Origin of the sequence: Yersinia sp. Marseille-Q3913 (assembly GCF_963892745.1) — a bacterium.
Classification (GTDB): Bacteria; Pseudomonadota; Gammaproteobacteria; order Enterobacterales; family Enterobacteriaceae; genus Yersinia; species Yersinia bercovieri.
On sequence record NZ_CAWQAF010000007.1, the window covers coordinates 15,594 to 40,055 of the forward strand.

The window sequence follows — 24,462 nt, forward strand, 5'->3', positions numbered from 1 at the left end:
CGTAGCCATGATTTACAAGGTCATGGTGTACGCTCCGGTTTCTGTGCGCTGTCCGAGTCCAAACTGTCTGCAACAATAACGCCCTTTGAAATCAGCCTAATTTCCCGTCCCATGCCCTATTCAGGAATTTGTAGCAATGACTCAGAATCTCAGCCAGCTTGAACATAACGATGCTTTTATTCAGCGCCATATCGGCTCCTCAACTGAACAGCAGCAACAGATGTTGGCCGCCGTGGGTGCCAGCTCGTTAAGTACATTGATCCAGCAGATTGTTCCGGCAGATATCCAATTGCCCAGCCCGCCACCGGTGGGTGATGCCGCCACTGAACATCAGGCGCTGGCGGAACTGAAAGGGATTGCCAGCCAGAATCAATGCTATAAATCCTATATTGGCATGGGCTACAGCCCGGTTCTGACGCCACCGGTTATCCTGCGCAACATGCTGGAAAATCCGGGTTGGTACACCGCGTATACCCCTTATCAGCCAGAAGTTTCTCAAGGCCGCCTTGAAGCGCTGCTCAATTTCCAGCAATTGACCCAAGACCTGACAGGTCTGGATCTGGCGTCCGCCTCTTTACTGGATGAAGCCACGGCAGCGGCAGAATCCATGGCGCTGGCTAAACGCGCCAGTAAGCTGAAAGACGCGAACCGCTTCTTCGTCGCCGATGACGTTCACCCACAAACTTTGGATGTGGTACTGACCCGCGCTGAAACCTTTGGTTTTGAAGTGATCATTGATCGTGCGGAAAAAGTGCTGGAGTTGGAAGGTATCTTCGGCGTACTGCTGCAACAAGTGGGCACCACCGGCGAGCTGCATGACTACAGTGCGCTGTTGGTTGAGCTGAAAAAACGCAAAATTATTACCAGTGTTGCCGCCGATATCATGGCGTTGGTGCTGCTGACTGCGCCGGGCAAACAGGGGGCTGATGTGGTGTTTGGTTCCGCTCAGCGCTTTGGTGTGCCAATGGGCTACGGCGGCCCACACGCCGCCTTCTTTGCCTGCCGTGATGAATTTAAGCGCTCAATGCCGGGCCGGATTATTGGGGTATCGCGCGATGCTGCGGGTAACACTGCGCTGCGCATGGCGATGCAAACCCGTGAGCAACATATCCGCCGCGAAAAAGCCAACTCCAATATCTGTACTTCTCAGGTGCTACTGGCCAATATCGCCAGCCTGTATGCGGTCTACCATGGCCCACAGGGCTTGCAGCGCATTGCTGGCCGTATTCATCGTCTGACCGATATTTTGGCGGCGGGTTTGCAGCAAGCGGGTCTGACTCTGCGCTTCCAGCACTGGTTTGATACCCTGACGGTTGATGTCAAAGACAAAGCCGCGGTAATGACCCGTGCATTGAGTTTTGGTATTAACCTGCGCACTGACATTCATGGCGCAGTAGGTATCACGCTGGATGAAACCACCTCTCGCGAAGACATTCAGGTGCTGTTTGCCCTGTTAGCTGGTGATAATCACGGCTTGGACATTGACCAGCTTGATGCCAACGTCAGCCAGCACAGCCAGTCGATTCAGCCTTCAATGCTGCGCCAGGAGCCGATCCTGACTCACCCGGTCTTTAATCGTTACCACAGCGAAACCGAAATGATGCGCTATATGCATCGTTTAGAGCGCAAAGATTTGGCGCTGAATCAGGCGATGATCCCGCTAGGTTCCTGCACCATGAAGCTGAATGCTGCCGCTGAGATGATCCCAATCACCTGGCCGGAGTTCGCTGAGCTGCACCCATTCTGCCCGCCAGAGCAAGCGGCGGGCTATCAGCAGATGATTGGTCAACTGTCACAATGGTTGGTGCAACTGACCGGTTATGACGCCGTCTGTATGCAGCCGAACTCGGGCGCACAAGGGGAGTATGCCGGTCTGCTGGCGATCCGCCGTTACCATGAGAGTCGCAATCAGGCGAGCCGCCATATTTGCCTGATCCCAAGCTCTGCCCACGGCACTAACCCTGCTTCCGCACAGATGGCGGGGATGTCGGTGGTGGTGGTGGCCTGTGATAAGCAAGGCAATATTGACCTACACGACCTGCGCCAGAAAGCGGGTGAAGCCGGTGATGAGCTGTCATGTATTATGGTGACTTACCCCTCCACCCACGGCGTGTACGAAGAGACGATCCGTGAAGTTTGCCAGATTGTGCATCAGTTTGGTGGTCAGGTTTACCTTGATGGCGCGAACATGAATGCGCAGGTGGGGATCACCACACCGGGTTATATTGGCGCGGATGTATCCCACCTTAATCTGCACAAAACTTTCTGCATCCCACACGGCGGTGGCGGGCCAGGCATGGGGCCAATTGGCGTCAAAGCCCATCTAGCGCCATTTGTTCCCGGCCATAGTGTGGTGCAAATTGATGGCATGACCACTCAGCAAGGGGCGGTTTCTGCGGCACCATTTGGTAGCGCGTCTATCTTGCCAATCAGCTGGATGTACATCCGCATGATGGGGGCCGATGGCCTGAAGCAAGCAAGTCAGGTGGCGATTTTGAATGCCAACTACATTGCAATCCGCCTGAAAGGGGCCTATCCGGTGCTGTATACCGGTCATGATGGCCGCGTGGCGCACGAATGCATTCTGGATATTCGCCCGCTGAAAGAGGCGACTGGCATCAGCGAAATGGATATCGCCAAGCGATTAATTGATTTCGGCTTCCATGCGCCGACCATGTCCTTCCCTGTTGCAGGGACGTTGATGGTGGAACCCACTGAATCTGAAAGCAAAGTTGAACTGGACCGCTTTATTGATGCCATGCTGGCGATCCGTGCGGAGATCGAAAAAGTGGCCCACGGCGAATGGCCGCTGGAAGATAACCCGCTGGTGAATGCGCCTCATACCCAGGCTGAATTGGTTGGTGACTGGCAGCACCCTTACAGCCGTGAACTGGCGGTATTCCCCATCGCCGGTGTGATGGAGAACAAATATTGGCCGACGGTAAAACGTCTGGATGATGTTTACGGCGATCGCAATCTGTTCTGCTCATGTGTGCCGATTGCTGATTACGAATAGCGCCTGTTGCAGTTGTCTATAAAATGGAGGGTCGCGTAAGCGGCCCTTTTGTTTTTATTGGTATTTTCTTGGTGAATGGCTACGCTTACTCCTCAAATTGAGTAAATATTTACGCTGGAATAGGGTGGTTGGGAATGGATAAGAAAGTTGCATTGGTGACGGGCGGCAGTCGGGGGATTGGCCGTGCTACCGCATTGCTACTGGCAAAACAGGGTTATCGGGTAGCGGTCAATTATATCAATGACGAACAGGCAGCTCGACAGGTGGTGGCCGAGATTGCCGCAGCGGGCGGTTTGGCGGTGGCACTACAGGCTGATATTGCCGATGAGCTACAAGTTGTCGCGCTGTTTGAGCAACTTGAAGCGCAGCTAGGGCCGCTCACCGCGTTGGTCAATAATGCCGGTATTCTGTTTACGCAATCCAGCATTGAAGGGCTAACCGCCGAGCGCATCAATCGGGTGCTGACCACCAATGTGACCGGTTATTTCTTATGTAGCCGCGAAGCCGTTAAGCGCATGGCCTTTCGCCACGGAGGTCATGGCGGCGCGATTGTTAATGTCTCTTCTGCCGCCGCTCGTCTCGGCGCGCCGGGAGAATATTTGGATTATGCCGCCTCCAAAGGGGCGATTGATACGCTGACCACCGGTTTGTCGCTGGAAGTGGCCGCCGAGGGCATCAGAGTCAATGGGGTGCGACCGGGCTTAATTTATACTGATATACACGCCAGCGGCGGCGAACCGGGGCGAGTGGATCGGGTTAAACATTTGCTACCCATGAAACGTGGGGGCCATCCGCAAGAAGTGGCGGAAGCCATTGTCTGGCTGCTGTCAGACCAAGCTTCTTATGTCACTGGCAGTGTATTGGATCTGGCGGGTGGGAGATAAATAGACCGGGGTTTGCGGCTATTCTCCTGAATGATGCGCCGCCGACATGGCAACTTACATGTGCTGACAGAATATTTAAGCGTACACGTGTACACTGGAATCATTCTCAGTTAATCTGAGTGCGGTATTTTTGTGCAACTGGATACTCTGCTACCGCGCTCACCGGATGAGATAATAGCTAAACACGATAAAACAAATAATATTCAGGATAATTAGTATTGAAGAATAAATCATCTACACCAGTAATCTCAGATATGCCAGCGGCACCCACGACCCCGCTTTACCCTTGGGCAGAAGAGATAGCCAACAGCATCAGCCATGGGATTGGTGTGGTGCTCGGTATTATCGGGTTGGTATTGCTCTTGGTGCAAGCCGTGGATAGCGGGGCTGATACCAAAGCGCTCACCAGTTATAGCCTGTATGGCGGCAGCATCATTTTGCTGTTTCTGGCCTCCACCTTGTATCACGCAATTCCACACCGCAAAGCGAAACTCTGGCTACAGAAGTTTGACCACTGCGCCATTTACATTTTAATCGCCGGAACCTATACACCGTTTCTGCTGGTGGGGCTGGATTCCCCTTTGGCGCGGGGCTTAATGGCGGTTATCTGGGGGCTGGCGCTGGTTGGCGTGATATTCAAACTGGCCTTTGCTCACCGCTTTGAAGTGCTGTCACTGGTCACTTATCTGACAATGGGCTGGTTATCATTGATCGTGATTTATCAGTTAGCGGTGAAGCTTGAGATTGGCGGGCTGGCGCTACTGGCGATCGGTGGTTTGCTGTACACCCTGGGAGTGATTTTCTACGCCTCGAAACGCATCCGTTTCGGTCATGCCATTTGGCACGGTTTTGTATTAGGCGGCAGTGTCTGCCACTTTATGGCGATCTATTTGTACGTTTGACTCCTCTAGATAATATTTTGATAAATATAGATAATATTGAGGCCAGATAACCGACCTCAATATAGGCATACCAATATTACTTATCTTCGGCCAGCGAATAAGGTAGCGGCTGAATAGAAAGCACGCTATCTGCATCATCACGCACCCGCAACACACTCTCTGCCGCCAGATCGTTATTCAGTACCGCTTGAACCCACACCTGACCATCACTGAGCTGAATTGCTGCCAGCACGCTACCGGTGCGACGCCAGTTCTCACCCAACTGCCACTCTAAATCTTCACCGGCTGCCGGTACGCGGCTGGCCTGACCCGCGAGCCAGTACAGCGCACGTTTGTTGGCACCACGGTATTTTGCTCTGGCGACCATCTCCTGCCCGGTGTAACACCCTTTACTGAAGCTAATGCCATTCAACGCCTGAATGTTCGTGGCTTGAGGTATAAATTGCGCGCTGGTGTCCGCATCAATGATTGGGAAGCCAGCTTCGATATCCAACGCCAACCATTGCTGGCTGTTGTTAAGCTGCGCACGGTCAGCCAGTTTATCAACCAGTTGCTGTGCCTGCTCTGCATCCGTCACCAACAGAAAACGTTCGGCAGGCAGCGAGAAGTGCAGCAGTGTGCTACTCCCTTGCTGGGCCACCGGATGCTCGGCATCAGGTAATTCGGCAAACAGCTCTGCCAGCGCGGCTCTGGCCTGTGCGCCCGCAACACCCAATAACACCGCCTCGGGTTGTGCGGTAATCACCACTTTAGAGAACACCGCGTATTTTTTCAGCTCACTTAGCTGGTTATCAAGCAGGCTGCGGCGTTCAATAAACGCCAACCCCTCACCACGGTGAAACAGCCGCAGGTTGCTCCACATCTTCCCTTTGGCATCACAATGGGCGCAAAGAATATGTTGATCAGCGGGCAGGGCGTCAATATCTGCGGTCACTTGCCCTTGCAGATATTTGACTCGATCAGCGCCGGTTAAGGTTACCAGTGCCCAATCCTCAAGTGAGATCAGCGTTAACGGCAGCTCGGAGGAGGCGACCGGCGGTTGTGCAGCGAACGGAGTATTATATGTCATGCTGTACCTGCAAATTGAAAAGTACCTGCCAATGAGGTGGGTGCTGTGGGCTTATGCCCTAATGGTAAAATAGCCGGGTAGCTTTGCAAGCGGTTATTCTACGGATTTACCACTATTATCCAATCTCCGCACTCCCCCTATCTGAGGTACAATAGCCGCAGATTTTGTGGCGGAGTGTTGGATATAGTTGAAAAAACAGCACTATAGCGCCTTTAACCTATCAGCATCCTTCATTGAGGAGTCAATCAGGACATGGAAATCGATAATAAAGCCCGTATTCACTGGGCGTGCCGCCGTGGTATGCGTGAACTGGATATCTCTATCATGCCGTTTTTCGAATATGAATATGATGGCTTGAGTGATAATGAGAAGCAGGTTTTTATTCGTTTACTCGAGTGCGATGACCCAGATTTATTTAACTGGCTGATGAATCATGGGGAGCCGCAGGATAGTGAGCTGCGTCAGATGGTCAAATTGATTCAAGCACGAAATAAAGCCCGTGGCCCAGTGGCGATGTGACCTGCGGGTATCCTGGCACACTCAACTTTTCTCGTTATTGACGCACGGTGTTTTGGTGATACTCACCTTGGTCGCACCCTGGCCTCAGGGCTATACCGCGCTATGGTTAGTATTGCTGACACTGGTGGTGTTTGAGTGTATCCGCAGCCAGAAAAACATCACCTCCTGTCAGGGTGAAATCAGGCTTAAACCCGGCAATCTGGTGCTATGGAAAAGGCTCGAATGGATGGTCGTTAAACAGCCCTGGATCACCCGTTATGGGGTGTTATTGAGCTTAAAACAGGCAAATAACCACTCTATCCGTAAGCGTTTATGGCTGGCGGCTGATAGCATGTCAGAAGATGAGTGGCGGCAACTCTGCCTGCTACTGCGTCACTCCTTTGATGCTGATGAGGGTTTGAATCGATGAAGCCTTTGATTTGGCTGGTGGAAGATGAGCCGAGTATTGCCGACACGCTGATTTATACTTTGGAAAGCGAAGGTTTTACCCTCCGGTGGTTTGACCGGGGGGAGCCGGCGCTAGCGGCACTGGCTAACGGGCCGCCTGCACTGGCTATCGTGGATGTCGGCTTGCCTGATATCAACGGTTTTGACCTCTGCCGCCGTCTATTGGCGCAAATGCCGGAACTGCCAGTGGTTTTTTTGACAGCTCGTAGCGAAGAGCTGGACCGGATTGTCGGCCTGGAAATTGGTGCTGACGACTATATTGCTAAACCCTTCTCGCCCCGCGAAGTGAGCGCCAGAGTTCGTACCGTCTTGCGGCGCTTACAGAAGTCACAAACGCTCCCTGTACCTGCCGCGTTACACCAATTTGGTCATTTCACGCTGAATGAAGCCAGCGCGCGCGTGACCTATCATCAACAAGTGTTATGGCTAACGCGCTATGAATATCTGCTGCTAAAAACCTTATTGCTGGCACCTGAGCGCATATTCTCACGCCAACAACTGATGGATATTGTCTGGGCGCAGGCGGAAGAGAGCCAGGATCGCACTGTCGACACTCACATCAAAACTCTGCGCTCAAAACTGCGCATGACTTACGATGAAGAGTCACCGATCCGCACCCATCGCGGGTTGGGCTATAGCCTGACGTATCAACCCTAACTTGCCGATGATGAGTCCTCGCCCATGAGCTTATTACTATGAAGATCAGTGTCCTATGAAGATCGGCGTACGTCTGCTGCTGGGTTACTTTTTGATAGTCGCCATTGCCGGTTACTTTGTGATTCGTATTTTTGTGCAGGAAGTTAAGCCCGGCGTGCGGCGCGCCACCGAAGGCACCTTGGTGGATACCGCGACCTTGCTGGCACAGTTCGCCCGCCAAGACATGCTACAAAATAGAGTTGCAGGGGGCCAACTGGCGCAAGCTTTTGCGTCGCTGAATCTGCGCCCCATCGGGGCCAATATTGAAGGTATCCGCAAGGATCGTAACGAATATCGGGTCTATCTAACCGATGCTGACGGGCGAGTAATTTTTGATTCGTCAGGCAAATCAGTGGGGCAGGATTATTCGCGCTGGAATGACGTCTGGCTGACGTTGCGCGGTGAATATGGCGCGCGTAGTAGCCGCACCGACCCCCATGATGAGCAAAGCTCGGTGATGTATGTGGCAGCACCAGTCATGGTTGAGAACAAAATTATTGGCGTGCTCAGTGTGGGTAAACCCAATATCTCCATGGCCCCAGTTATCAAACGCAGTGAACGTAAGATCTTGTTAGCTGGTGGGATTTTGCTGGGCATTGCGCTGCTGATTGGTTTGGGATTTGTCTGGTGGATCAACCGGGCCATTGGCAAATTAGTGAATTACGCCGAGCGAGTTGCCGAGGGGCAATCAGTGGCGCTGCCCGCCATGGGGAGCAGCGAACTGAATGATTTGGCGCGGGCGTTGGAAAGTATGCGGCTTAAATTGGATGGTAAAGCCTATATCGAACAATATGTTCATACGCTAACTCATGAACTGAAAAGCCCGCTGGCGGCCATCACGGGGGCTGCTGAGCTATTGCACGAATCTCCGCCACCCGCCATGGCTCAGCGCTTCCTGCTTAATATCGAGCAGCAAAGTGCGCGCATCCAGCAGTTGGTGGATAAAATGCTGATTCAGGCGCGGTTGGAGAGCCGGGTAGACCTGCAACTCTCCCCATTGGAGGTCAGCCACATCTTGCAGCAGACATTCAGCGGCAAAGAAGCACAGGCGGTCAGCCGCGGCATTCGTTTGCGGCTAATAGGTGCCGATAGTGCGCTATTAACGGGTGATGCTCTGTTGCTGAGCCAGGCGTTGACCAATCTGATTGATAATGCACTGGATTTCACCCCTGTGGGGGGCGAAGTGACATTACGTGGTGAGCGGCAAACGACTGAATATCTGATCACGGTTGAGGACAGTGGCAGCGGTATTCCTGATTATGCCCAAGAGAAGATTTTCGACCGTTTTTACTCGCTGCCCAGGGCCAATAGCCCTAAAAGCACCGGGCTGGGGCTGAATTTTGTGCGCGAAGTCGCCGCTATTCATCAAGGGAGCATTTCCCTGGAAAATCGCCAACCACAAGGGGTGCGCGCCCGTCTGACGTTGCCGCTCAATAGCGTCTGATCCGCTGACTTCACTTTCGCTTCACATAGCCTCATTCTCCTTTCACTTCACTCTCTTAAGCTGCTCCCCTGACCTTAAAAGGAGCGCAAGCCATGTTCAAATCTGTTTTGTTTTGGAAAATAGCCACACTACTGGGCTTAATTTTGTTAATGATGATCCCGAAAGAGATGTTGCTGAATGTTATCAATGAGCGCAGCGGCTATCGGCAGAGTGTGATTGATAAAGTGAGCGACAGCACCAGCCGATCGCAGAAGATCCTTGGCCCGCTGATTGTGGTGCCCTACAGCGAATGGGTGGAAACGGAAGTGGACGGTAAGAAGCAGGGCCAGCGGGTCAGCCGCCATCGCTACTTACTGCCCGAGGTCATGACAGTCAAGGGCGCGCCAAATGTAGAAGTGCGCCAACTGGGTATTTATAAAGCGCAGGTATACCAAGGTGAACTCTATTTCCATGGTCAATTTGAACCCTCCTCACTAGATGATTTAGATCGTGATGGCGTCATTATCGGCGCACCGTCGCTGGTATTGGCACTGAGTGATTCACGGGGTATCCAGCAGATTTCGCCGCTGACACTGGGCCGTGAAAGAATCAACTTCGAGCCGGGGGCTTTTCTGGGGCGCGTGGCGCAAGGGGTACATGCACCGCTGACACGGGCACAGATTCAGCAGGGCAAATTTGATATCGACTTTAAACTGACCCTGACCGGCACCAACAGTCTCTCGGTGGTGCCGGTTGGGCGTAGCAGTGAGCTGACCTTGCAGAGCAACTGGCCACACCCTAATTTTGTCGGCGAGTTCCTGCCGATGCAGCGCAAAGTGGATGAAAATGGTTTTCGTGCGCACTGGAGCAGTAACTGGCTGGCCAATAGCATGAATATCAACTTTGCCAGCGACGGTTCACTTTTTGATTTCAAGGAGTTACCGGCATTCACCACCAGCCTGATTGAGCCAGTTGACCACTATCAGCTCACTGAGCGTGCGATCAAATATGCCATTTTGTTTATCGGTCTGACATTTTTCAGCTTCTTTCTGTTTGAAAGCCTGACCTCACTGCGCGTCCATCCGATTCAATATTTGCTGGTGGGTGCGGCGCTGGTGCTGTTCTACCTGATGCTGCTGGCATTCTCAGAACACCTTGGTTTCACCTTGGCTTATATTATCGCCAGTCTGAGTTGCAGTGCACTGATTGCTATCTATCTGAGTGCTGTTTTGGGCGGCTGGTTACGTGGTCTGCTGTTTGCTGGTGGCCTATTACTGCTGTACGGGGTGTTGTTTGGCTTGCTGCAATCCGAAGACAATGCACTGCTACTCGGGGCCGGATTGCTGTTTATTGTTTTGGCGGCAGTGATGGTACTCACACGAAGGCTGGACTGGTATCAAGTGGCTTCACCACAACGTTTTACTGGCGCAAAAAATAGTGAGTCAACGGGCACGGAAGCCGCAGTTAAAGCTGAAGAGATGGCGATCGAAGCCACGCCAGCGGGTGGCGGCGCTCAAGATAAATTCCGGTTGTGGAAGTAAGGTTGGATTAAATCGGGCACACGAGTGCCCGTTTTTTTTTGATTTTCAGTGTCGGGGTAATTAGAGCAGGGCGTCCATCTCTAACAGGATCTGCTCGCACCACTGCTCGATCCGCGCGTCACTCAAATCGTATTGATTGACCTCATCCAACGCCAGGCCGACAAAGTGTTCACCATCGGTGCTGAGCGGTTTAGGGCTGGTAAATTCAAATCCTGCCGTTGGCCAAAAACCGATAAATTTCACGCCCAGCGGCGCAATATGGTGGTACAACATGCCAAGGGCATCGAGGAACCATTCGCTATAACCGAATTGATCTCCCATACCATACATGGCGACAATCTTTCCCTTGAGATTAAGCGCGGTTAACTGTGGCCAGATAGCTTCCCAGTCCTCCTGTAACTCCCCGAAATCCCAGGTGGGAATGCCCAAAATCAGGATGGAGTACTCCTCCATCAAGCGGGGGCTGACATCCTTCAGATTATGCAAATCAACCAATTCTTCGCCGAGAATGTCGCGGATTTTTTCTGCCACCATTTCGGTATAACAGGTGCTGGAGCCGTAAAAGAGACCAATCTTCATGTTGTATAGCCATAGCATTACTAATAAGGAGTAGCACCGAGTGTACCAGATTTGTCCCGTCATCAGGCATAATGGCGGCTGAGTTCAATCAAAGAGAGCAACAGCAATGCAGCAGCAAAATAACCCACTGATTGAACAGTTTCTTGATGCTTTGTGGCTGGAGCGGAATCTGGCGGAGAATACGCTGGCGTCATACCGTTTGGACTTACATGCATTAAGCGGATGGTTAGATCATCATGGCAGTGATTTATTGCGCGCCGGTTCGCAGGAGTTGCAATCTTTCCTTGCTGAGCGCATTGAGGGTGGATATAAAGCCACCAGTTCCGCCCGCTTGCTCAGTGCGATGCGGCGGTTGTTCCAATATTTATATCGCGAAAAATTACGCGACGATGACCCGACAGCCATACTTTCATCACCTAAGCTGCCGCAACGTTTACCGAAAGATCTCAGTGAGGCGCAGGTTGATGCATTGCTCAATTCACCCAATGTTGATATCCCGCTGGAGTTGCGTGATAAAGCGATGCTGGAAGTGCTCTATGCCACAGGCTTGCGGGTGTCCGAACTGGTCGGGCTAACCATCAGCGATGTAAGCTTGCGCCAGGGCGTGGTGCGGGTGATTGGTAAAGGCAATAAAGAGCGGCTAGTGCCTTTGGGCGAAGAGGCGGTGTACTGGATTGAGAACTACATGGAGCACGGGCGGCCGTGGCTTATCAATGGTCAGTCGCTGGATGTGCTATTCCCCAGCAACCGCAGCCAGCAAATGACCCGCCAGACTTTCTGGCATCGAATCAAACACTATGCGATCCTTGCCGGTATTGATAGTGAACGGCTTTCGCCCCACGTATTGCGGCATGCTTTTGCCACGCATCTGTTGAATCATGGTGCGGATCTACGTGTGGTACAAATGTTACTGGGCCACAGTGATCTGTCGACGACCCAGATTTATACCCATGTAGCGACTGAACGTTTGAAGCAGCTACACCAACAGCATCATCCGCGCGCATAGTTGCCACGCGGAAAAGGATAGGATTTTTATATGAAAAAAAGTTTATTACTGCTGCCGATGTTAATCGCGGCCCTCACTGGTTTGGCTCATGCTGACGATACTGCTATCCAGCAGACACTGAAAAAACTCGATATTCAGCAAGCGGATATCCAACCGTCGCCGATCCCCGGTTTGAGTACGGTAATGACTGAAAGTGGTGTGCTTTATATTTCGGCGGACGGCAAACATCTGTTACAAGGCCCGCTGTATGACGTAAGTGGTAGCCAGCCGGTGAATGTGACCAATCAATCGCTGGTGAAACGACTTGAAGCATTGAGCGGCGAAATGATCGTGTACAAAGCGCCGCAGGAAAAACACGTTGTTACCGTGTTTACCGACATCACCTGCGGCTACTGCCATAAATTACACGAGCAGATGAAAGACTATAATGCGCTGGGGATTACCGTGCGTTATCTGGCCTTCCCGCGTCAGGGTTTAAGCTCTCAGGCAGAAAAAGATATGCGCTCTATCTGGTGCATGGCAGATCGTAATAAAGCATTTGATGATGCGATGAAAGGCACCGAAATCTCACCAGCAACCTGCAAAACCGATATCAGCAAGCATTACCAGCTAGGTGTGCAGTTTGGTATTCAGGGAACACCAGCCATTGTGCTGCAAAATGGCACTGTCGTTCCGGGTTATATGGAGCCAAAAGAGATGTTACAGATGCTGAATAAGCATCAGGCTTCCGCAAAAGCGGCGGGTTAATCGCCCGTGACATTGAAAACTCAACTTCGTCGTCGTGAGGCGGCAGATGACAGCCATTTGCCGCCACAATTGCATCCGTTGCTGCGCCGTCTCTACGCCAGTCGCGGCGTAAAAAGTGCCGAAGAGCTAGAGCGCGGCGTCAAAGGGCTGTTGGCATGGCAGCAACTAGACGGCATTGACGCGGGTGTCACTCTGCTGCAACAGGCGCTGGCAGATCGGCGGCGCATCGTGATCGTCGGTGATTTTGATGCCGATGGCGCGACCAGTACTGCGTTGGCGGTGCTGGCATTACGTAGCATGGGCGGCAGTAATATTGATTATCTGGTGCCAAATCGCTTTGAAGATGGCTATGGACTTAGCCCTGAAGTGGTTGAGCAAGTTGCCGCCCGTGGGGCAGAACTGATCGTCACAGTGGATAACGGAATTTCCTCCCATGCGGGGGTGGAGTTGGCCCATGCCAAGGGCATTCAGGTGCTGGTTACCGATCACCATTTGCCCGGTGAAACCTTGCCCGCCGCAGAAGCCATCATTAACCCGAATCTGACCGGATGTGATTTTCTGTCCAAATCGCTGGCAGGAGTTGGGGTCACTTTTTATCTGATGCTGGCATTACGCGCCCGCCTCAGAGAGAGCGGTTGGTTTGAGCAACGTGCTCTGGCCATACCCAATTTGGCTGAATTGTTGGATTTAGTGGCACTTGGCACAGTGGCTGATGTAGTACCGCTGGATGCCAACAACCGAATTCTGGTACACCAGGGCCTAAGCCGCATACGTGCGGGAAAATGCCGTCCGGGAATTCGTGCATTACTGGAGGTGGCGAATCGCGATGCCCGCCAACTGGCTGCAAACGATTTGGGTTTCTCCCTCGGCCCAAGACTAAATGCCGCAGGGCGTCTGGATGATATGTCTATTGGGGTGGCACTGCTTCTTAGTGATGATATTGCTCAGGCCCGTGCGCTGGCAATCGATCTTGATACGCTAAATCAGACCCGCCGCGAGATAGAACAAGGTATGCAGGTCGAAGCCCTGCAACTGTGTGACCAATTGGAGCGCACCAGCACTGAATTGCCTTATGGTATCGCGATGTATCATCCTGAGTGGCATCAGGGGGTGGTAGGGATTCTGGCCTCACGGATTAAAGAGCGATTTCATCGGCCTGTCATCGCTTTTGCCCCGGCGGGGGATGGCTTACTGAAAGGATCGGGCCGCAGTGTTGCTGGTTTACATATGCGCGATGCTCTTGAGCGCCTCGACACCTTGAACCCTGGATTGATTCTGAAGTTTGGTGGGCATGCCATGGCCGCCGGATTATCGCTAGAACAGGATAAATTTGATGAATTCCGCCAGTGCTTTGCAGATTTAGTCGGTGAATGGATGGACGCTTCTCAATTAGAAGGTGTTATCTGGTCTGATGGTGAGCTGAAAGGCGGCGACTTATCAATCGAAACCGCAGAGCTACTGCGCGATGGTGGCCCGTGGGGGCAATCCTTCCCAGAACCCACATTTGACGGCAAATTCCGCATTCTGCAACAGCGGCTGGTGGGGGAACGCCACCTGAAGCTCATGATTGAGCCATTGAATGGCGGGCCGTTACTGGATGGCATTGCTTTTAATATCGATACCACCTTATGGCCGGACAGTAGCGTGCGTGAAGTTAAGCTCGCTTATAAACTCGATATTAATGAGTACCGTGGCAACCGTAGTGTCCAGTTATTGATTCAGCACTTGTGGCCTTATTAGTCCACGACTAAGCACAACCCGAATTGCTCACCTCTGCCAGTGATTCGGGGTAATACCGGCTGGTAGCGCTGCTGTAATTCTCAGTAAGCAGGAAATATAGTCAACTTGCTATAAACCGTCGTTGAGATCCGCTAGAATTACCGGTTCTAATGACATTCCGTCATCGACGACTCAACGTAAGACTTTAAATCATGTTTGAAATAAACCCGGTAAAAAACCGAATTCAGGACCTGTCTGATCGGACAGCCGTTCTCAGGGGGTATCTTTGACTATGATGCCAAGAAAGAGCGACTGGAAGAAGTAAACGCCGAGCTGGAACAGCCCGACGTCTGGAATGAACCTGAGCGCGCCCAAGCGCTGGGTAAAGAGCGTTCTGCGCTGGAAGAGATAGTCACCACTATTGATCAATTGGATCAAGGCATGGAAGATGTCACTGGCTTGCTAGAATTGGCGATTGAAGCTGACGACGAAGAGACGTTTAACGAAGCGGTTGCTGAGTTAGATATCCTTGATGGCAAGCTGGGCCAGCTTGAATTCCGCCGTATGTTCTCTGGTGAATATGATAGCGCCAACTGCTACCTGGATCTGCAAGCAGGCTCCGGTGGTACAGAAGCTCAGGACTGGGCCAGCATGTTGCTGCGTATGTACCTGCGCTGGGCTGAATCCAAAGGTTTCAAAACTGAAATCATTGAAGAGTCGGATGGCGATGTCGCGGGTCTGAAGTCTGCCACGATCAAAATCATCGGTGAATATGCATTTGGCTGGTTACGTACTGAAACTGGCGTACATCGCCTGGTACGTAAAAGCCCATTTGACTCCGGTGGCCGCCGTCATACCTCTTTCAGTTCTGCCTTTGTTTATCCTGAAGTTGACGACGATATTGATATTGAAATCAATCCAGCAGACTTGCGTATTGACGTTTACCGCGCATCCGGTGCAGGTGGTCAGCATGTTAACAAAACGGAATCTGCGGTACGTATTACCCATATTCCAACCAATATTGTGACTCAGTGCCAGAATGACCGTTCTCAGCATAAAAACAAAGATCAAGCAATGAAGCAGCTGAAAGCGAAGCTGTATGAGTTTGAGATGCAAAAGAAAAATGCTGATAAACAGGTTCTGGAAGATAACAAGTCCGATATCGGTTGGGGCAGCCAGATCCGTTCTTATGTACTGGATGACTCACGTATCAAAGATTTGCGTACCGGTGTGGAAACACGCAACACGCAAGCGGTACTGGATGGTGATCTGGACAAATTCATCGAAGCAAGTTTGAAAGCCGGGCTATAAGGAACTGAGATGTCAGAGCAAAAAACGCAAGTCGCTGAGCAAGCGCAAGAACTCAATAGTGAGTTACAAGCTCGTCGAGAAAAACTGGCAGTGTTGCGGGGAAAGGGAATAGCTTTTCCAAATGATTTCCGCCGCGAGCACCTCTCTGACCAGTTGCATGCTGAGTATGGCAGCAAAGAGAACGAAGAGTTAGAAGCACTGAATATCGAAGTAACCGTTGCCGGTCGTATGATGACTCGCCGTATCATGGGCAAAGCATCATTCGTGACACTGCAAGATGTCGGTGGCCGTATTCAGTTGTACGTTTCCCGTGATGATCTGCCGGAAGGCATTTATAACGAAGAGTTCAAAAAGTGGGATCTGGGCGATATCCTGGGTGCACGCGGTAAGCTGTTTAAAACTAAAACCGGTGAGCTGTCTATCCACTGTAGCGAACTGCGTTTGCTGACCAAAGCACTGCGCCCGCTACCTGATAAATTCCACGGCCTGGCTGATCAGGAAACCCGTTATCGCCAGCGTTATCTGGATTTGATCGCTAACGACGAATCTCGCAATACGTTCAAAGTTCGTTCGCAAGTCATGTCTGGCATCCGTAGCTTCATGGTGGAAAAAGGCTTCATGGAAGTCGAAACCCCAATGATGCAAGTGATCCCCGGCGGCGCGTCTGCACGCCCGTTCGTGACACATCATAATGCGCTGGATATCGATATGTACTTACGTATCGCGCCAGAACTGTACTTGAAACGCCTGGTTGTAGGCGGTTTTGAACGTGTGTTCGAAATTAACCGCAACTTCCGTAATGAGGGTGTTTCACCGCGCCATAACCCAGAGTTCACCATGATGGAACTCTATATGGCGTATGCGGATTACAAAGACCTGATCGTATTGACCGAAGAGTTGTTCCGCACCCTGACTGAAAATATTCTGGGTAGCAGTGTGGTGCAGTATGGTGAGCAGACGTTTGACTTCGGTAAACCTTTTGCCAAATTGACCATGAAAGAAGCTATTTGCAAATATCGCCCTGAAACCAATGTGGCGGATTTGGATGATATGGGCAAAGCTGTGGCTATTGCCGAGTCACTAGGTATCAACGTTGAGAAGAGCTGGGGCTTGGGCCGCGTTCAATGCGAAATTTTCGAAGAGACCGCAGAGAGCCACCTGATTCAGCCAACATTCATCACTGAATACCCGGCAGAGGTTTCTCCGCTGGCACGTCGTAACGATGATAATCCATTCATCACTGACCGCTTCGAGTTCTTCATCGGTGGCCGTGAAATTGGTAACGGCTTCTCTGAGCTGAATGATGCTGAAGACCAGGCTCAGCGTTTTGCCGATCAAGTTAGCGCCAAAGAAGCAGGCGATGACGAAGCAATGTTCTACGATGAAGATTATGTCACCGCACTGGAGCATGGCTTGCCGCCAACGGCTGGTTTGGGCATTGGTATTGACCGTATGGTGATGTTGTTTACCAACAGCCATACCATCCGTGATGTTATCTTATTCCCGGCGATGCGCCCGGTAAAATAAGCCACCTTGCTTAAGGGTCAACCTATTAGGGCGCTACGGCGCCCTTTTTACTGAGCGAAGTACTCTCAGAAAATAGCAGCGGTTACGGCTTATTTAAGCTAATCGCTTAAAATACCGGCGCTTAGACTATATCTTCGCTTGCCCACGACAAAGAACCGGTTATAATGCAAACCGCACACCGAAGCGGGTGTAGTTCAATGGTAGAACGAGAGCTTCCCAAGCTCTATACGAGGGTTCGATTCCCTTCACCCGCTCCAATCTCCTAATACGCCAATCTATTTATATATTAAATCTACCGGCAGTAGTGCTTATTCCCCTACCACATCTTCAGTACCATTGAATCACACCCACAACTAACGCGACTCGTTTGGTTGAACAAAAATCATATCAAAGCATTGTCGGGTGTTCTTGGTATATCTTATTATTACAAAAAATTGAGATAATCACAAAGTTGCTTTTGAGATAATCAATAAATAATAATCTGTTAACATCATGGCTATAAAGTGTTTTTTAATCTATTTTTAAGATAATGATATTTACATATTTGAGATAATCTAACTTTATGCCTAAATTTAATCACTATGATTTAGCACTGTTAAACCCCAGTTTCGACTCGCCATTGGTTGATGCGTTGACCGAGCTTGAGTTACTGAGACACCTGCGCCTTGAAACTGATGTGCATCCTCTATTGTTTGCCCAGCTAAAAAGTATTTTTCATATGCTGGAAAGCTTGGGTTCAGCAAGAATCGAAGGTAACCATACAACGTTAGCCGATTACGTTGAAAGTAAAGTTGAAGGGGCTGAGGATTCCACGGATCAACTGAAAGAGATTGGTAACATTGAACATGCCATGAACTTTATTGATGAGCATCTGCATGTTGGTGAAGATATCACGGAGTATTTTGTCCGAGAACTGCACGTCATGACGGTAAACGGGCTTGAACGGGAAGGGGATAAAACACCTGGTGCCTATCGCAGTCGCGGAGTGAGTATTGCTCAGTCAACTCATTTGCCGCCTGAATTTATTCATGTCCCTGCTTATATGCAGGAGTTGGTCGAGTTTATGAATCGCGCAGACGCGCCAAAATATGATCTGATGAAAGTGGCTCTCGCACATCACCGTTTTGGCTGGATTCATCCATTTGGTAATGGCAATGGTAGAACGGTGCGCCTGCTGACTTATTCTTTGCTGATAAAGTACGGTTTTAATGTGAAAACCAGTGGGCGGGTACTAAACCCAACGGCGGTTTTTTGTAATGACCGTGAGCGCTATTACTCGATGCTAGCCGAAGCGGATACGGGTGTTGCTGAGGGACTAGAGCAATGGTGCCTGTATGTTCTTACCGGTATATCGGCGGAGTTAAAGAAAGTCGATAAGCTCTCGAATCTTCACTTCTTAAACTCAAAAATTCTTTATCCAGCGCTTGAGTATTCGAAAGGGCGGGGGGTAATCAATGAGACGGAATCTAAAATTCTTAAGCGAACCATTAGCCAAGGGATAGTAAAAGCTAATGATTTAAAAGAGGTTTTACCGGTATTGAAGTCAGCTCAAATTACCTATCAGATTGGTAAGTTAGTTGATCGTGGCCTGTTGCAACCAGTTGAATTGGGTTCACGAATTTATACTGCCGTTTTTTCGAAATCAGATCTGATGCGTGGTGTCATTCATGCTTTGCGGAAAGAGGGGTTTATTCCAGATTTTTGATAGTCAGTGCATCAGGGAATATTGTTGCGATTTATATTTTTGTCTTCTGATTCCGTATTAGATATTCCACCTTGATGCTGGCTAGCATTGTTTGGATACCCGACGTGCTACTTATGTGTTTCGCCATGAACCGGATGGACGGTGGCTTTGCACGATTGACAACTCCTATGGCACTGCACTTCTTGATGAGCCTCATCATTAATTCTTTAATTAAATGTACTTAGCTCTATTTTAAGCATTGGTAAAAGATAGCAAAGTCACTACTCGATACTCTTTTGCCGCTTGTTGCTCTGCTACATTGGGTATAAATCAAAATGTAGTGAATCTGTGGTAATTAACTGTATTCTGTTTCTATGCCAAATTTCTATCGGTATTCCTATGTTGATAGCTTACTTAGATGCATTAAATATTTTGAGTACGCCAGTTTGGGTTGTCGTGCCCAAAAATCAAGAGTTGCTGTTTGCTAACAAGGAAGCCCGAAAGATTGCAGGCGACTGCCAGCTACCGCTAATGCGTAATGGCCGGTTTTCAGCACATGCGCAGCAACAGTTGGACGCCTACCTCCCCGCGTTAGCTGGCGACGATCAGATTGTCGAGATTTGGACTATCCAGACGGCAGGAAATGTCTTCCCCCTGAGTTGTCGGCTCTCCCTCACTCAGCTAGAGCCTTATGGTGATATTATTGTTTTTGAAGGGTTATATATCTCCGAAAAGGCACTTACTCAACCTAATATGGGGCAGCTATGCTCAAAACCCTATCGTCGAGATGAACAGGGTTTTTATGAGCAATTATTCAATACCAATACCGCCCCTATGCTACTTATTGATCCCTCGCGAGAGGGGCAAATTGTTGATGCTAATCAGGCAGCAACCCGTTTCTATGGTTATTCGCGGGATGAGATGTGCATGAAGCACACCTGGGAAATCAATACCATGGGAAAGGATGTGTTGCCGGTAATGAATGAGGTCGCCAAATTACCGGGGGGTCATAAGCCGCTAAACTTTATTCATAAATTAGCGGATGGCAATACCCGTCACGTTCAAACCTATGCTGGTCCGGTTGAGTTGGATGGCGTACGATTGATGCTATGTATTATCCATGACATCACCGAACAAAAGCGCCTTGAAGAGGCGTTGGAACATGCTGCTCTGCGCGACCCACTGACAGATTTAGGCAATCGGCGCCAGTTCTTCCCCTTAGTCGAACATGCTCATGCCCAGAGCCAACGTTACGGTCACAGTTTCAGTTTGATTTTATTGGATGTAGACCATTTCAAATCTATCAATGATCAGCTTGGGCATAATAAGGGCGACGAAGTCCTGATTTTGTTGGCAAGAACTTTAGAATCCATCATTCGTGAAAGTGATAGCATTTTTCGTTGGGGAGGTGAGGAGTTTGCGATCCTCCTGCCTTTAACCCATCTGGAGGGAGCATTGCAACTGGCTGAATCTATTAGGGAAACTATTCAGATGATATGCCAGCCTAATCTGCCACAGCTCACGGTCAGCATCGGCGTCGCACAACATCAGAGCGGCGAAGATACTGATAGCTTATTCAAACGTATGGATGAGGCCCTCTACCGCGCAAAAGCATCAGGGCGAAACCGGGTACTGGCGGCGTAGAGGGGGCAGCAGCAACTCTGCGTAAATTTACGTCAGTGGCAAGTGATCTAGCGGTTTGACTTCGCGCAGCACAATGGTGGTTTGCATCTCTTTAATCCCTGATAGTCGGCGAATAACCGACATCGCAAAGGTGGAGAAACTGTCGAGATCTTCCGCCACCACTTGCAGTAAGAAATCCGCATCCCCCGCGACAGCATAGCAAGCAATCACCGGCTTTAACGCCCCTACCTGCATTTCAAACAGCCTGGCTTCCTCTTCACTGTGACTATCAATTTTTACCCGAATAAAGGCCAAAATCCCCAAGCCAATTTTTCGCCGATCAATATTGGCCTGATAACCGGTAATGACACCACTCTCTTCAAGTTGCTTCACCCGTCGCCAGCAAGGGGAGGTTGCCATACCCACTTTATCGGCCAGCTCTTGGTTGGTCATGCGACCCGTATGCTGTAATTGCTTTAATATCTTTATATCTGCCGATGTTATCAATGATGTTGGCATATCTCACCTAATTATTATTCAATCTAGGTATAGCTTACCAGTACTGGCCGAATAAGAGTGATAAAAGAAAGCACTTACCGGCGGAGGAGAGATATGATCTTTGGCACAGACTTATCGGCAAAAAGGTACTGATGTGACAGAACAAATGCGGATCGCAATTATTGTTAATCCTGAGCTTCCTGTTGGCTTAATTGCCAATACCACCAGTGCGGTGGGGATTGGTTTGGCGGCAAGATTTCCACAACTGGCGGGGGCAGTGTTATCTGACTCGGAGGGCAAAGAGATTGATGTGAGTTCAAAATTGCCAGTACCTATTCTACAGGCGAATGCTTCGCAGATGAGAGAGGTGCTGCTGAAAGCATTGGCGGCGACTCACCCGCGGGCGATTGTCCCTTTCCCGGCATTTGCCCGTTCGATGCACAGTTTTGAGGATTATGAGGCAACCTTTCCGCTACGTTCACTTACCAATGAGCAGTTAGATGGCCTGGGGCTGGTCGGGCCGGAAAAATGGGTGCGCTCATTGACTGGCGCACTAAAACTGTTGCGCTAGTCAGACATGACTATTGAGGTGAAAAAAGCGGGTATTGGCAAGGAACCCGCTTCAGACTGCTGACAAACCCCAGTGACTCGATCTGGAACGGTGAGGAGAGGCAGAAGAGTAAAGCGTCCGCGCCAGGGATGGCGCGGTTCGAGCCATCAGGGATGATTTTACGGCGTCTTTACGATCTGCCTGTTCTCTCCGCTCAGGCGACTTTGTCGATAACCTCAAGCGGGTTATCATATGGAACCCGCTTTGTAGCTTAATTTCACTGAATTATGTCAGCTGATTTAACTGCAATGTATGGCCTGCAACGCCGTTGATCACTAACTCGCGCTGCTCATTCATCGGCAGATTAACTGTCAATTCATGCCATGCTGTTTGATAGCTCCCAGTGCGACTAAAGGTGATATTAATACGGTGATTATCGGTCGTTACCAGCCAACTCAGCCATAGCGCGTGGCCTTGCTGCCAGCGGTGACTTTCGCCGTCATCTTCAAATAACATGCCACTGGATTGCCCCGCCCCTTTGGTTGGATAGAGCGCCAGCTCACGTTGAGAATCCAGTTTGGCATCCACAAAGGCGATGCGCCGTGATAGCGGCAGTGCCGCACCGGCTCGCACCAGGAGCGGCAAACGTTCCAGTGGTGCATCTAAAGTGATTGTCTGCCCGCCGCTGTACCACTGCCCGGTGTGGAAACAGTACCAGCCGACATGATTATCCGGCAGATAGATCTGACGTTGGCGCTGACCCGCCTCTACAACACTGGCAACCAGCAAATCACGGCCCAACATAAAGTCGTCATTCTCCTTGAACGTGCCGCTATCGTGCTCGTGATCGAGGAAAGTTGGGCGCAACATCGGTTCGTCATCATGGGTAGCCTGCCATTGCAGCGTATAGAAATAGGGCAATAATCGGTAACGTAAGGCCATGGTATCCCGAATCATCGGGGTAGCTGCGGGGTACATCCAAGGCTCATTTACCGTGTTGTCGTCATTCCATGAGTGAATGGTAAAGCGCGGATGCATCACGCCATTTTGTACCCAACGAATAAATAATTCTGCTTCCGGTTTATCGCCAGAGAAGCCGCCGACATCGTGGCCCAGGTTGTACAACCCTGACAGACTCATGCCCAGCCCCATACGGATGTTATAGCGCAGAGTCTGCCAACTGGTGCGGTTGTCGCCACTCCAGGTCTGGGCATAGCGCTGCATCCCGGCACAGCCAGATCGTGATATCAGATACGGGCGCATATCTGGTGCGAATGTTTGTTGAGCCTCCATTGAGGCGCGCATCATCAGTAGAGGCATTACTGGCCTGATGTGCTTGATGGCAATTGATTCACCAAACCCATGGCATTGTGCCTCCCCATCCCACACTTCATATTCGTTATTATCATTCCAGGTCGAACCAATCCCCATTTCCAATAGCTGTTTGGTCACATTCTCCTGCCACCAATCCACGGTTGCGGGGTTGGTAAAATCAAGGTGAGAACCTTCGTCATCCCAAAATGATGAGCGCTCAGGTAACCCGGTTTCGCCGTCACGGATAAACAGCCCACGTTCAGCAACTTGCTGATATTTTGGATGATCCTGCAACAAGCAAGGTTTGATATTAGCTGCCAGCTTGATGCCAGCTTGCAGGAAAGTCTGACTCATTACCTTTGGCTGTGGCACTTTGTCGTTATTCCAGTTAAAGACATAGCGCTTGTTTTTGATGGAGGTATAGCCGGATGAGAGCTGGAAAGAGTCGCAGGGAATATCATGTTGCTGACACAGCGCAATAAACTTTTGCAATTGCACCTGGGCATCCGGGGCATCGGTGTAATGCATGGTAGAGCCACTGTAGCCGAGGCTCCATTTCGGGCCAAATTGGGTCTTACCGGTCAGACGGACAAAGGCTTTGGTGACATCCAGCACTTTCGGGCCGAGGAACAGGTAGTAATCAAGGTCACCTGCTTCAGCCTGATATCGGCGATAGGCCAGATGATAGTTATCGATCTCGTTACCCAAATCCAGCCAGCAACTGCTGAGATTGTCATAAAACAGGCCAAAACTGACGTCATCACGACGGGTGATGGTAAAGGGAATGTGCTTGTAGAGCGGATCAGTACTGGCGGCGTTATAGCCCATGGCATCTAAATTGCGCATTTCAAAGCGGCGACCGGCGCGGTTAAGATCACCGGCTTTTTCACCCAGCCCATAATATTGTTCATTGGGATAGCGGCGCTGATAGTGAGCAATCGCTTCGCCTTGCGGGCTGAGCAGATAAGCACTGGTGGGCCGATCTGCGGCCAGTGGCTGCCATTGATCCTGTGAATTTTTGTACTCCCACTCCAGATGCAAAGGCTGGTGAATAGTGACCCTAAGGCACTCGGTGGTCACTACCAGCTGTTGCTCATGCTGCTCCAATTGATAGCCCGGCACGGAGAAGCCCGCCAGACTCAATCGGTCACGCCCTGACCAAGGCACATCCCCTTGTGGTGCAATGCTCCAGGTGCGATTCAGTGCCAGTTCGCCATTGCGCTTAATCAGCACGCGGCAGAGATTTTGCTCTAACACATACAGACAAAATATATGACGGTCATCGACCAGTAGTTCTAAATGGTCAGGGAATTCATTTATTAACTGCCAGTTTTTTAATGTTTTCATCACAGCTCATCTCTTTTGGCAACAGTACTGCGGCACTGTTGCAGACAGAATTAGGGGATA

General features: G+C 50.5%; 20 protein-coding genes, 1 tRNA gene and 1 pseudogene. 18 read left to right on the plus strand and 4 right to left on the minus strand.

Going from position 1 to position 24,462, the window contains the following annotated elements:
* Window positions 1–136: 136 nt before the first annotated feature.
* From gcvP to trhA, 3 genes are all read left to right on the plus strand, one after another.
* Complete coding sequence (gene gcvP / locus AACW11_RS03505; protein WP_212585975.1) at window positions 137–3,016, plus strand: aminomethyl-transferring glycine dehydrogenase; 2,880 nt, start codon at window positions 137–139, stop codon at window positions 3,014–3,016.
* Window positions 3,017–3,150: 134 nt separating this feature from the next.
* Window positions 3,151–3,900, plus strand: a complete 750-nt coding sequence (locus AACW11_RS03510; RefSeq protein WP_212585976.1) for an SDR family oxidoreductase — start codon at window positions 3,151–3,153, stop codon at window positions 3,898–3,900.
* Window positions 3,901–4,118: 218 nt separating this feature from the next.
* Window positions 4,119–4,802, plus strand: a complete 684-nt coding sequence (gene trhA, locus AACW11_RS03515) for a PAQR family membrane homeostasis protein TrhA (RefSeq protein WP_212585977.1) — start codon at window positions 4,119–4,121, stop codon at window positions 4,800–4,802.
* A 76-nt stretch (window positions 4,803–4,878) separates the two neighbouring features.
* Here the strand turns inward: trhA and ygfZ are convergent, their stop codons facing one another.
* Window positions 4,879–5,871 carry a tRNA-modifying protein YgfZ gene (gene ygfZ / locus AACW11_RS03520; protein ID WP_212585978.1) on the minus strand — a complete coding sequence of 331 codons (993 nt, stop codon included), beginning with the start codon at window positions 5,869–5,871 and terminating at the stop codon, window positions 4,879–4,881.
* A 252-nt stretch (window positions 5,872–6,123) separates the two neighbouring features.
* Here ygfZ and sdhE point away from each other — a divergent pair, with 252 nt between their 5' ends.
* From sdhE to creD, 5 genes are all read left to right on the plus strand, one after another.
* On the plus strand, window positions 6,124–6,390 hold the full coding sequence (gene sdhE, locus AACW11_RS03525; RefSeq protein WP_004706797.1) for an FAD assembly factor SdhE: 267 nt from the start codon (window positions 6,124–6,126) through the stop codon (window positions 6,388–6,390).
* The gene (locus AACW11_RS03530) at window positions 6,371–6,799 is read left to right on the plus strand and encodes a protein YgfX (protein ID WP_212585979.1); all 429 of its coding nucleotides are present in this window, start codon (window positions 6,371–6,373) and stop codon (window positions 6,797–6,799) included. Before sdhE ends, AACW11_RS03530 begins: the two co-directional genes overlap by 20 nt.
* A complete protein-coding gene (gene creB, locus AACW11_RS03535) occupies window positions 6,796–7,494 on the plus strand; it encodes a two-component system response regulator CreB (RefSeq protein ID WP_212585980.1) in 699 nt (232 codons plus the stop codon). Before AACW11_RS03530 ends, creB begins: the two co-directional genes overlap by 4 nt.
* Window positions 7,495–7,549: 55 nt before the next feature.
* Window positions 7,550–8,977 (plus strand): two-component system sensor histidine kinase CreC, encoded by a 1,428-nt coding sequence (creC, locus tag AACW11_RS03540; RefSeq protein ID WP_212585981.1) that lies wholly within the window; start codon window positions 7,550–7,552, stop codon window positions 8,975–8,977.
* A gap of 92 nt (window positions 8,978–9,069) precedes the next feature.
* The gene (creD, locus tag AACW11_RS03545; RefSeq protein ID WP_212585982.1) at window positions 9,070–10,497 is read left to right on the plus strand and encodes a cell envelope integrity protein CreD; all 1,428 of its coding nucleotides are present in this window, start codon (window positions 9,070–9,072) and stop codon (window positions 10,495–10,497) included.
* Between the two features lie 60 nt (window positions 10,498–10,557).
* On the opposite strand, the gene fldB is transcribed toward creD, so the two are convergent.
* The gene (fldB, locus tag AACW11_RS03550) at window positions 10,558–11,076 is read right to left on the minus strand and encodes a flavodoxin FldB (RefSeq protein ID WP_212585983.1); all 519 of its coding nucleotides are present in this window, start codon (window positions 11,074–11,076) and stop codon (window positions 10,558–10,560) included.
* A 106-nt stretch (window positions 11,077–11,182) separates the two neighbouring features.
* Here fldB and xerD point away from each other — a divergent pair, with 106 nt between their 5' ends.
* The 9 genes and pseudogenes from xerD (at window position 11,183) to AACW11_RS03595 (ending at window position 20,714) form a co-directional block, all read left to right on the plus strand.
* Complete coding sequence (xerD, locus tag AACW11_RS03555; protein WP_212585984.1) at window positions 11,183–12,082, plus strand: site-specific tyrosine recombinase XerD; 900 nt, start codon at window positions 11,183–11,185, stop codon at window positions 12,080–12,082.
* A 30-nt stretch (window positions 12,083–12,112) separates the two neighbouring features.
* Entirely contained in the window at window positions 12,113–12,829 is a 717-nt protein-coding gene (gene dsbC, locus AACW11_RS03560; RefSeq protein ID WP_212585985.1) for a bifunctional protein-disulfide isomerase/oxidoreductase DsbC, read from the plus strand.
* Window positions 12,830–12,835: 6 nt separating this feature from the next.
* Window positions 12,836–14,569 (plus strand): single-stranded-DNA-specific exonuclease RecJ, encoded by a 1,734-nt coding sequence (gene recJ, locus AACW11_RS03565; RefSeq protein WP_212585986.1) that lies wholly within the window; start codon window positions 12,836–12,838, stop codon window positions 14,567–14,569.
* A gap of 191 nt (window positions 14,570–14,760) precedes the next feature.
* Window positions 14,761–15,859, plus strand: a protein-coding gene (prfB, locus tag AACW11_RS03570) for a peptide chain release factor 2 (RefSeq protein WP_099460520.1) whose coding sequence is annotated in 2 segments (ribosomal slippage) — window positions 14,761–14,835 and window positions 14,837–15,859 — 1,098 coding nt in all. Because the reading frame shifts where the segments join, the coding sequence is not laid out codon by codon here.
* Between the two features lie 9 nt (window positions 15,860–15,868).
* Window positions 15,869–17,386 carry a lysine--tRNA ligase gene (gene lysS, locus AACW11_RS03575; RefSeq protein WP_212585987.1) on the plus strand — a complete coding sequence of 506 codons (1,518 nt, stop codon included), beginning with the start codon at window positions 15,869–15,871 and terminating at the stop codon, window positions 17,384–17,386.
* A gap of 183 nt (window positions 17,387–17,569) precedes the next feature.
* Window positions 17,570–17,643: transfer RNA gene (locus tag AACW11_RS03580), tRNA-Gly, on the plus strand.
* A 305-nt stretch (window positions 17,644–17,948) separates the two neighbouring features.
* Complete coding sequence (locus AACW11_RS03585; RefSeq protein ID WP_212585988.1) at window positions 17,949–19,091, plus strand: Fic family protein; 1,143 nt, start codon at window positions 17,949–17,951, stop codon at window positions 19,089–19,091.
* A gap of 97 nt (window positions 19,092–19,188) precedes the next feature.
* Window positions 19,189–19,293 (plus strand): annotated as a pseudogene (locus AACW11_RS03590) (DUF4440 domain-containing protein); the annotation flags it as partial.
* Between the two features lie 176 nt (window positions 19,294–19,469).
* Window positions 19,470–20,714, plus strand: coding sequence for a sensor domain-containing diguanylate cyclase (locus AACW11_RS03595; protein ID WP_212585989.1), 1,245 nt, complete (start codon window positions 19,470–19,472; stop codon window positions 20,712–20,714).
* Between the two features lie 27 nt (window positions 20,715–20,741).
* Here AACW11_RS03595 and AACW11_RS03600 read toward each other — a convergent pair whose 3' ends face one another.
* The gene (locus tag AACW11_RS03600) at window positions 20,742–21,212 is read right to left on the minus strand and encodes an Lrp/AsnC family transcriptional regulator (protein WP_212585990.1); all 471 of its coding nucleotides are present in this window, start codon (window positions 21,210–21,212) and stop codon (window positions 20,742–20,744) included.
* Between the two features lie 145 nt (window positions 21,213–21,357).
* On the opposite strand from AACW11_RS03600, the gene AACW11_RS03605 reads away from it, so the two are divergent.
* Window positions 21,358–21,762 (plus strand): DUF2000 domain-containing protein, encoded by a 405-nt coding sequence (locus AACW11_RS03605; protein WP_212586032.1) that lies wholly within the window; start codon window positions 21,358–21,360, stop codon window positions 21,760–21,762.
* Between the two features lie 264 nt (window positions 21,763–22,026).
* Here the strand turns inward: AACW11_RS03605 and AACW11_RS03610 are convergent, their stop codons facing one another.
* Window positions 22,027–24,402 carry a glycoside hydrolase family 31 protein gene (locus AACW11_RS03610; RefSeq protein WP_212585991.1) on the minus strand — a complete coding sequence of 792 codons (2,376 nt, stop codon included), beginning with the start codon at window positions 24,400–24,402 and terminating at the stop codon, window positions 22,027–22,029.
* Between the last annotated feature and the right edge of the window lie 60 nt (window positions 24,403–24,462).

Excerpts from the sequence above, each read along its gene's own strand:
- gcvP (WP_212585975.1), top strand. The coding sequence starts at position 137 with ATGACTCAGAATCTCAGCCAGCTTGAACATAACGATGCTTTTATTCAG.
- fldB (WP_212585983.1), bottom strand. The coding sequence starts at position 11,076 with ATGAAGATTGGTCTCTTTTACGGCTCCAGCACCTGTTATACCGAAATG.
- creC (WP_212585981.1), top strand. The coding sequence starts at position 7,550 with ATGAAGATCGGCGTACGTCTGCTGCTGGGTTACTTTTTGATAGTCGCC.
- ygfZ (WP_212585978.1), bottom strand. The coding sequence starts at position 5,871 with ATGACATATAATACTCCGTTCGCTGCACAACCGCCGGTCGCCTCCTCC.
- lysS (WP_212585987.1), top strand. The coding sequence starts at position 15,869 with ATGTCAGAGCAAAAAACGCAAGTCGCTGAGCAAGCGCAAGAACTCAAT.
- xerD (WP_212585984.1), top strand. The coding sequence starts at position 11,183 with ATGCAGCAGCAAAATAACCCACTGATTGAACAGTTTCTTGATGCTTTG.
- AACW11_RS03610 (WP_212585991.1), bottom strand. The coding sequence starts at position 24,402 with ATGAAAACATTAAAAAACTGGCAGTTAATAAATGAATTCCCTGACCAT.
- creD (WP_212585982.1), top strand. The coding sequence starts at position 9,070 with ATGTTCAAATCTGTTTTGTTTTGGAAAATAGCCACACTACTGGGCTTA.
- AACW11_RS03605 (WP_212586032.1), top strand. The coding sequence starts at position 21,358 with ATGCGGATCGCAATTATTGTTAATCCTGAGCTTCCTGTTGGCTTAATT.
- AACW11_RS03510 (WP_212585976.1), top strand. The coding sequence starts at position 3,151 with ATGGATAAGAAAGTTGCATTGGTGACGGGCGGCAGTCGGGGGATTGGC.
- AACW11_RS03595 (WP_212585989.1), top strand. The coding sequence starts at position 19,470 with ATGTTGATAGCTTACTTAGATGCATTAAATATTTTGAGTACGCCAGTT.
- sdhE (WP_004706797.1), top strand. The coding sequence starts at position 6,124 with ATGGAAATCGATAATAAAGCCCGTATTCACTGGGCGTGCCGCCGTGGT.
- creB (WP_212585980.1), top strand. The coding sequence starts at position 6,796 with ATGAAGCCTTTGATTTGGCTGGTGGAAGATGAGCCGAGTATTGCCGAC.
- AACW11_RS03585 (WP_212585988.1), top strand. The coding sequence starts at position 17,949 with ATGCCTAAATTTAATCACTATGATTTAGCACTGTTAAACCCCAGTTTC.
- dsbC (WP_212585985.1), top strand. The coding sequence starts at position 12,113 with ATGAAAAAAAGTTTATTACTGCTGCCGATGTTAATCGCGGCCCTCACT.
- AACW11_RS03600 (WP_212585990.1), bottom strand. The coding sequence starts at position 21,212 with ATGCCAACATCATTGATAACATCGGCAGATATAAAGATATTAAAGCAA.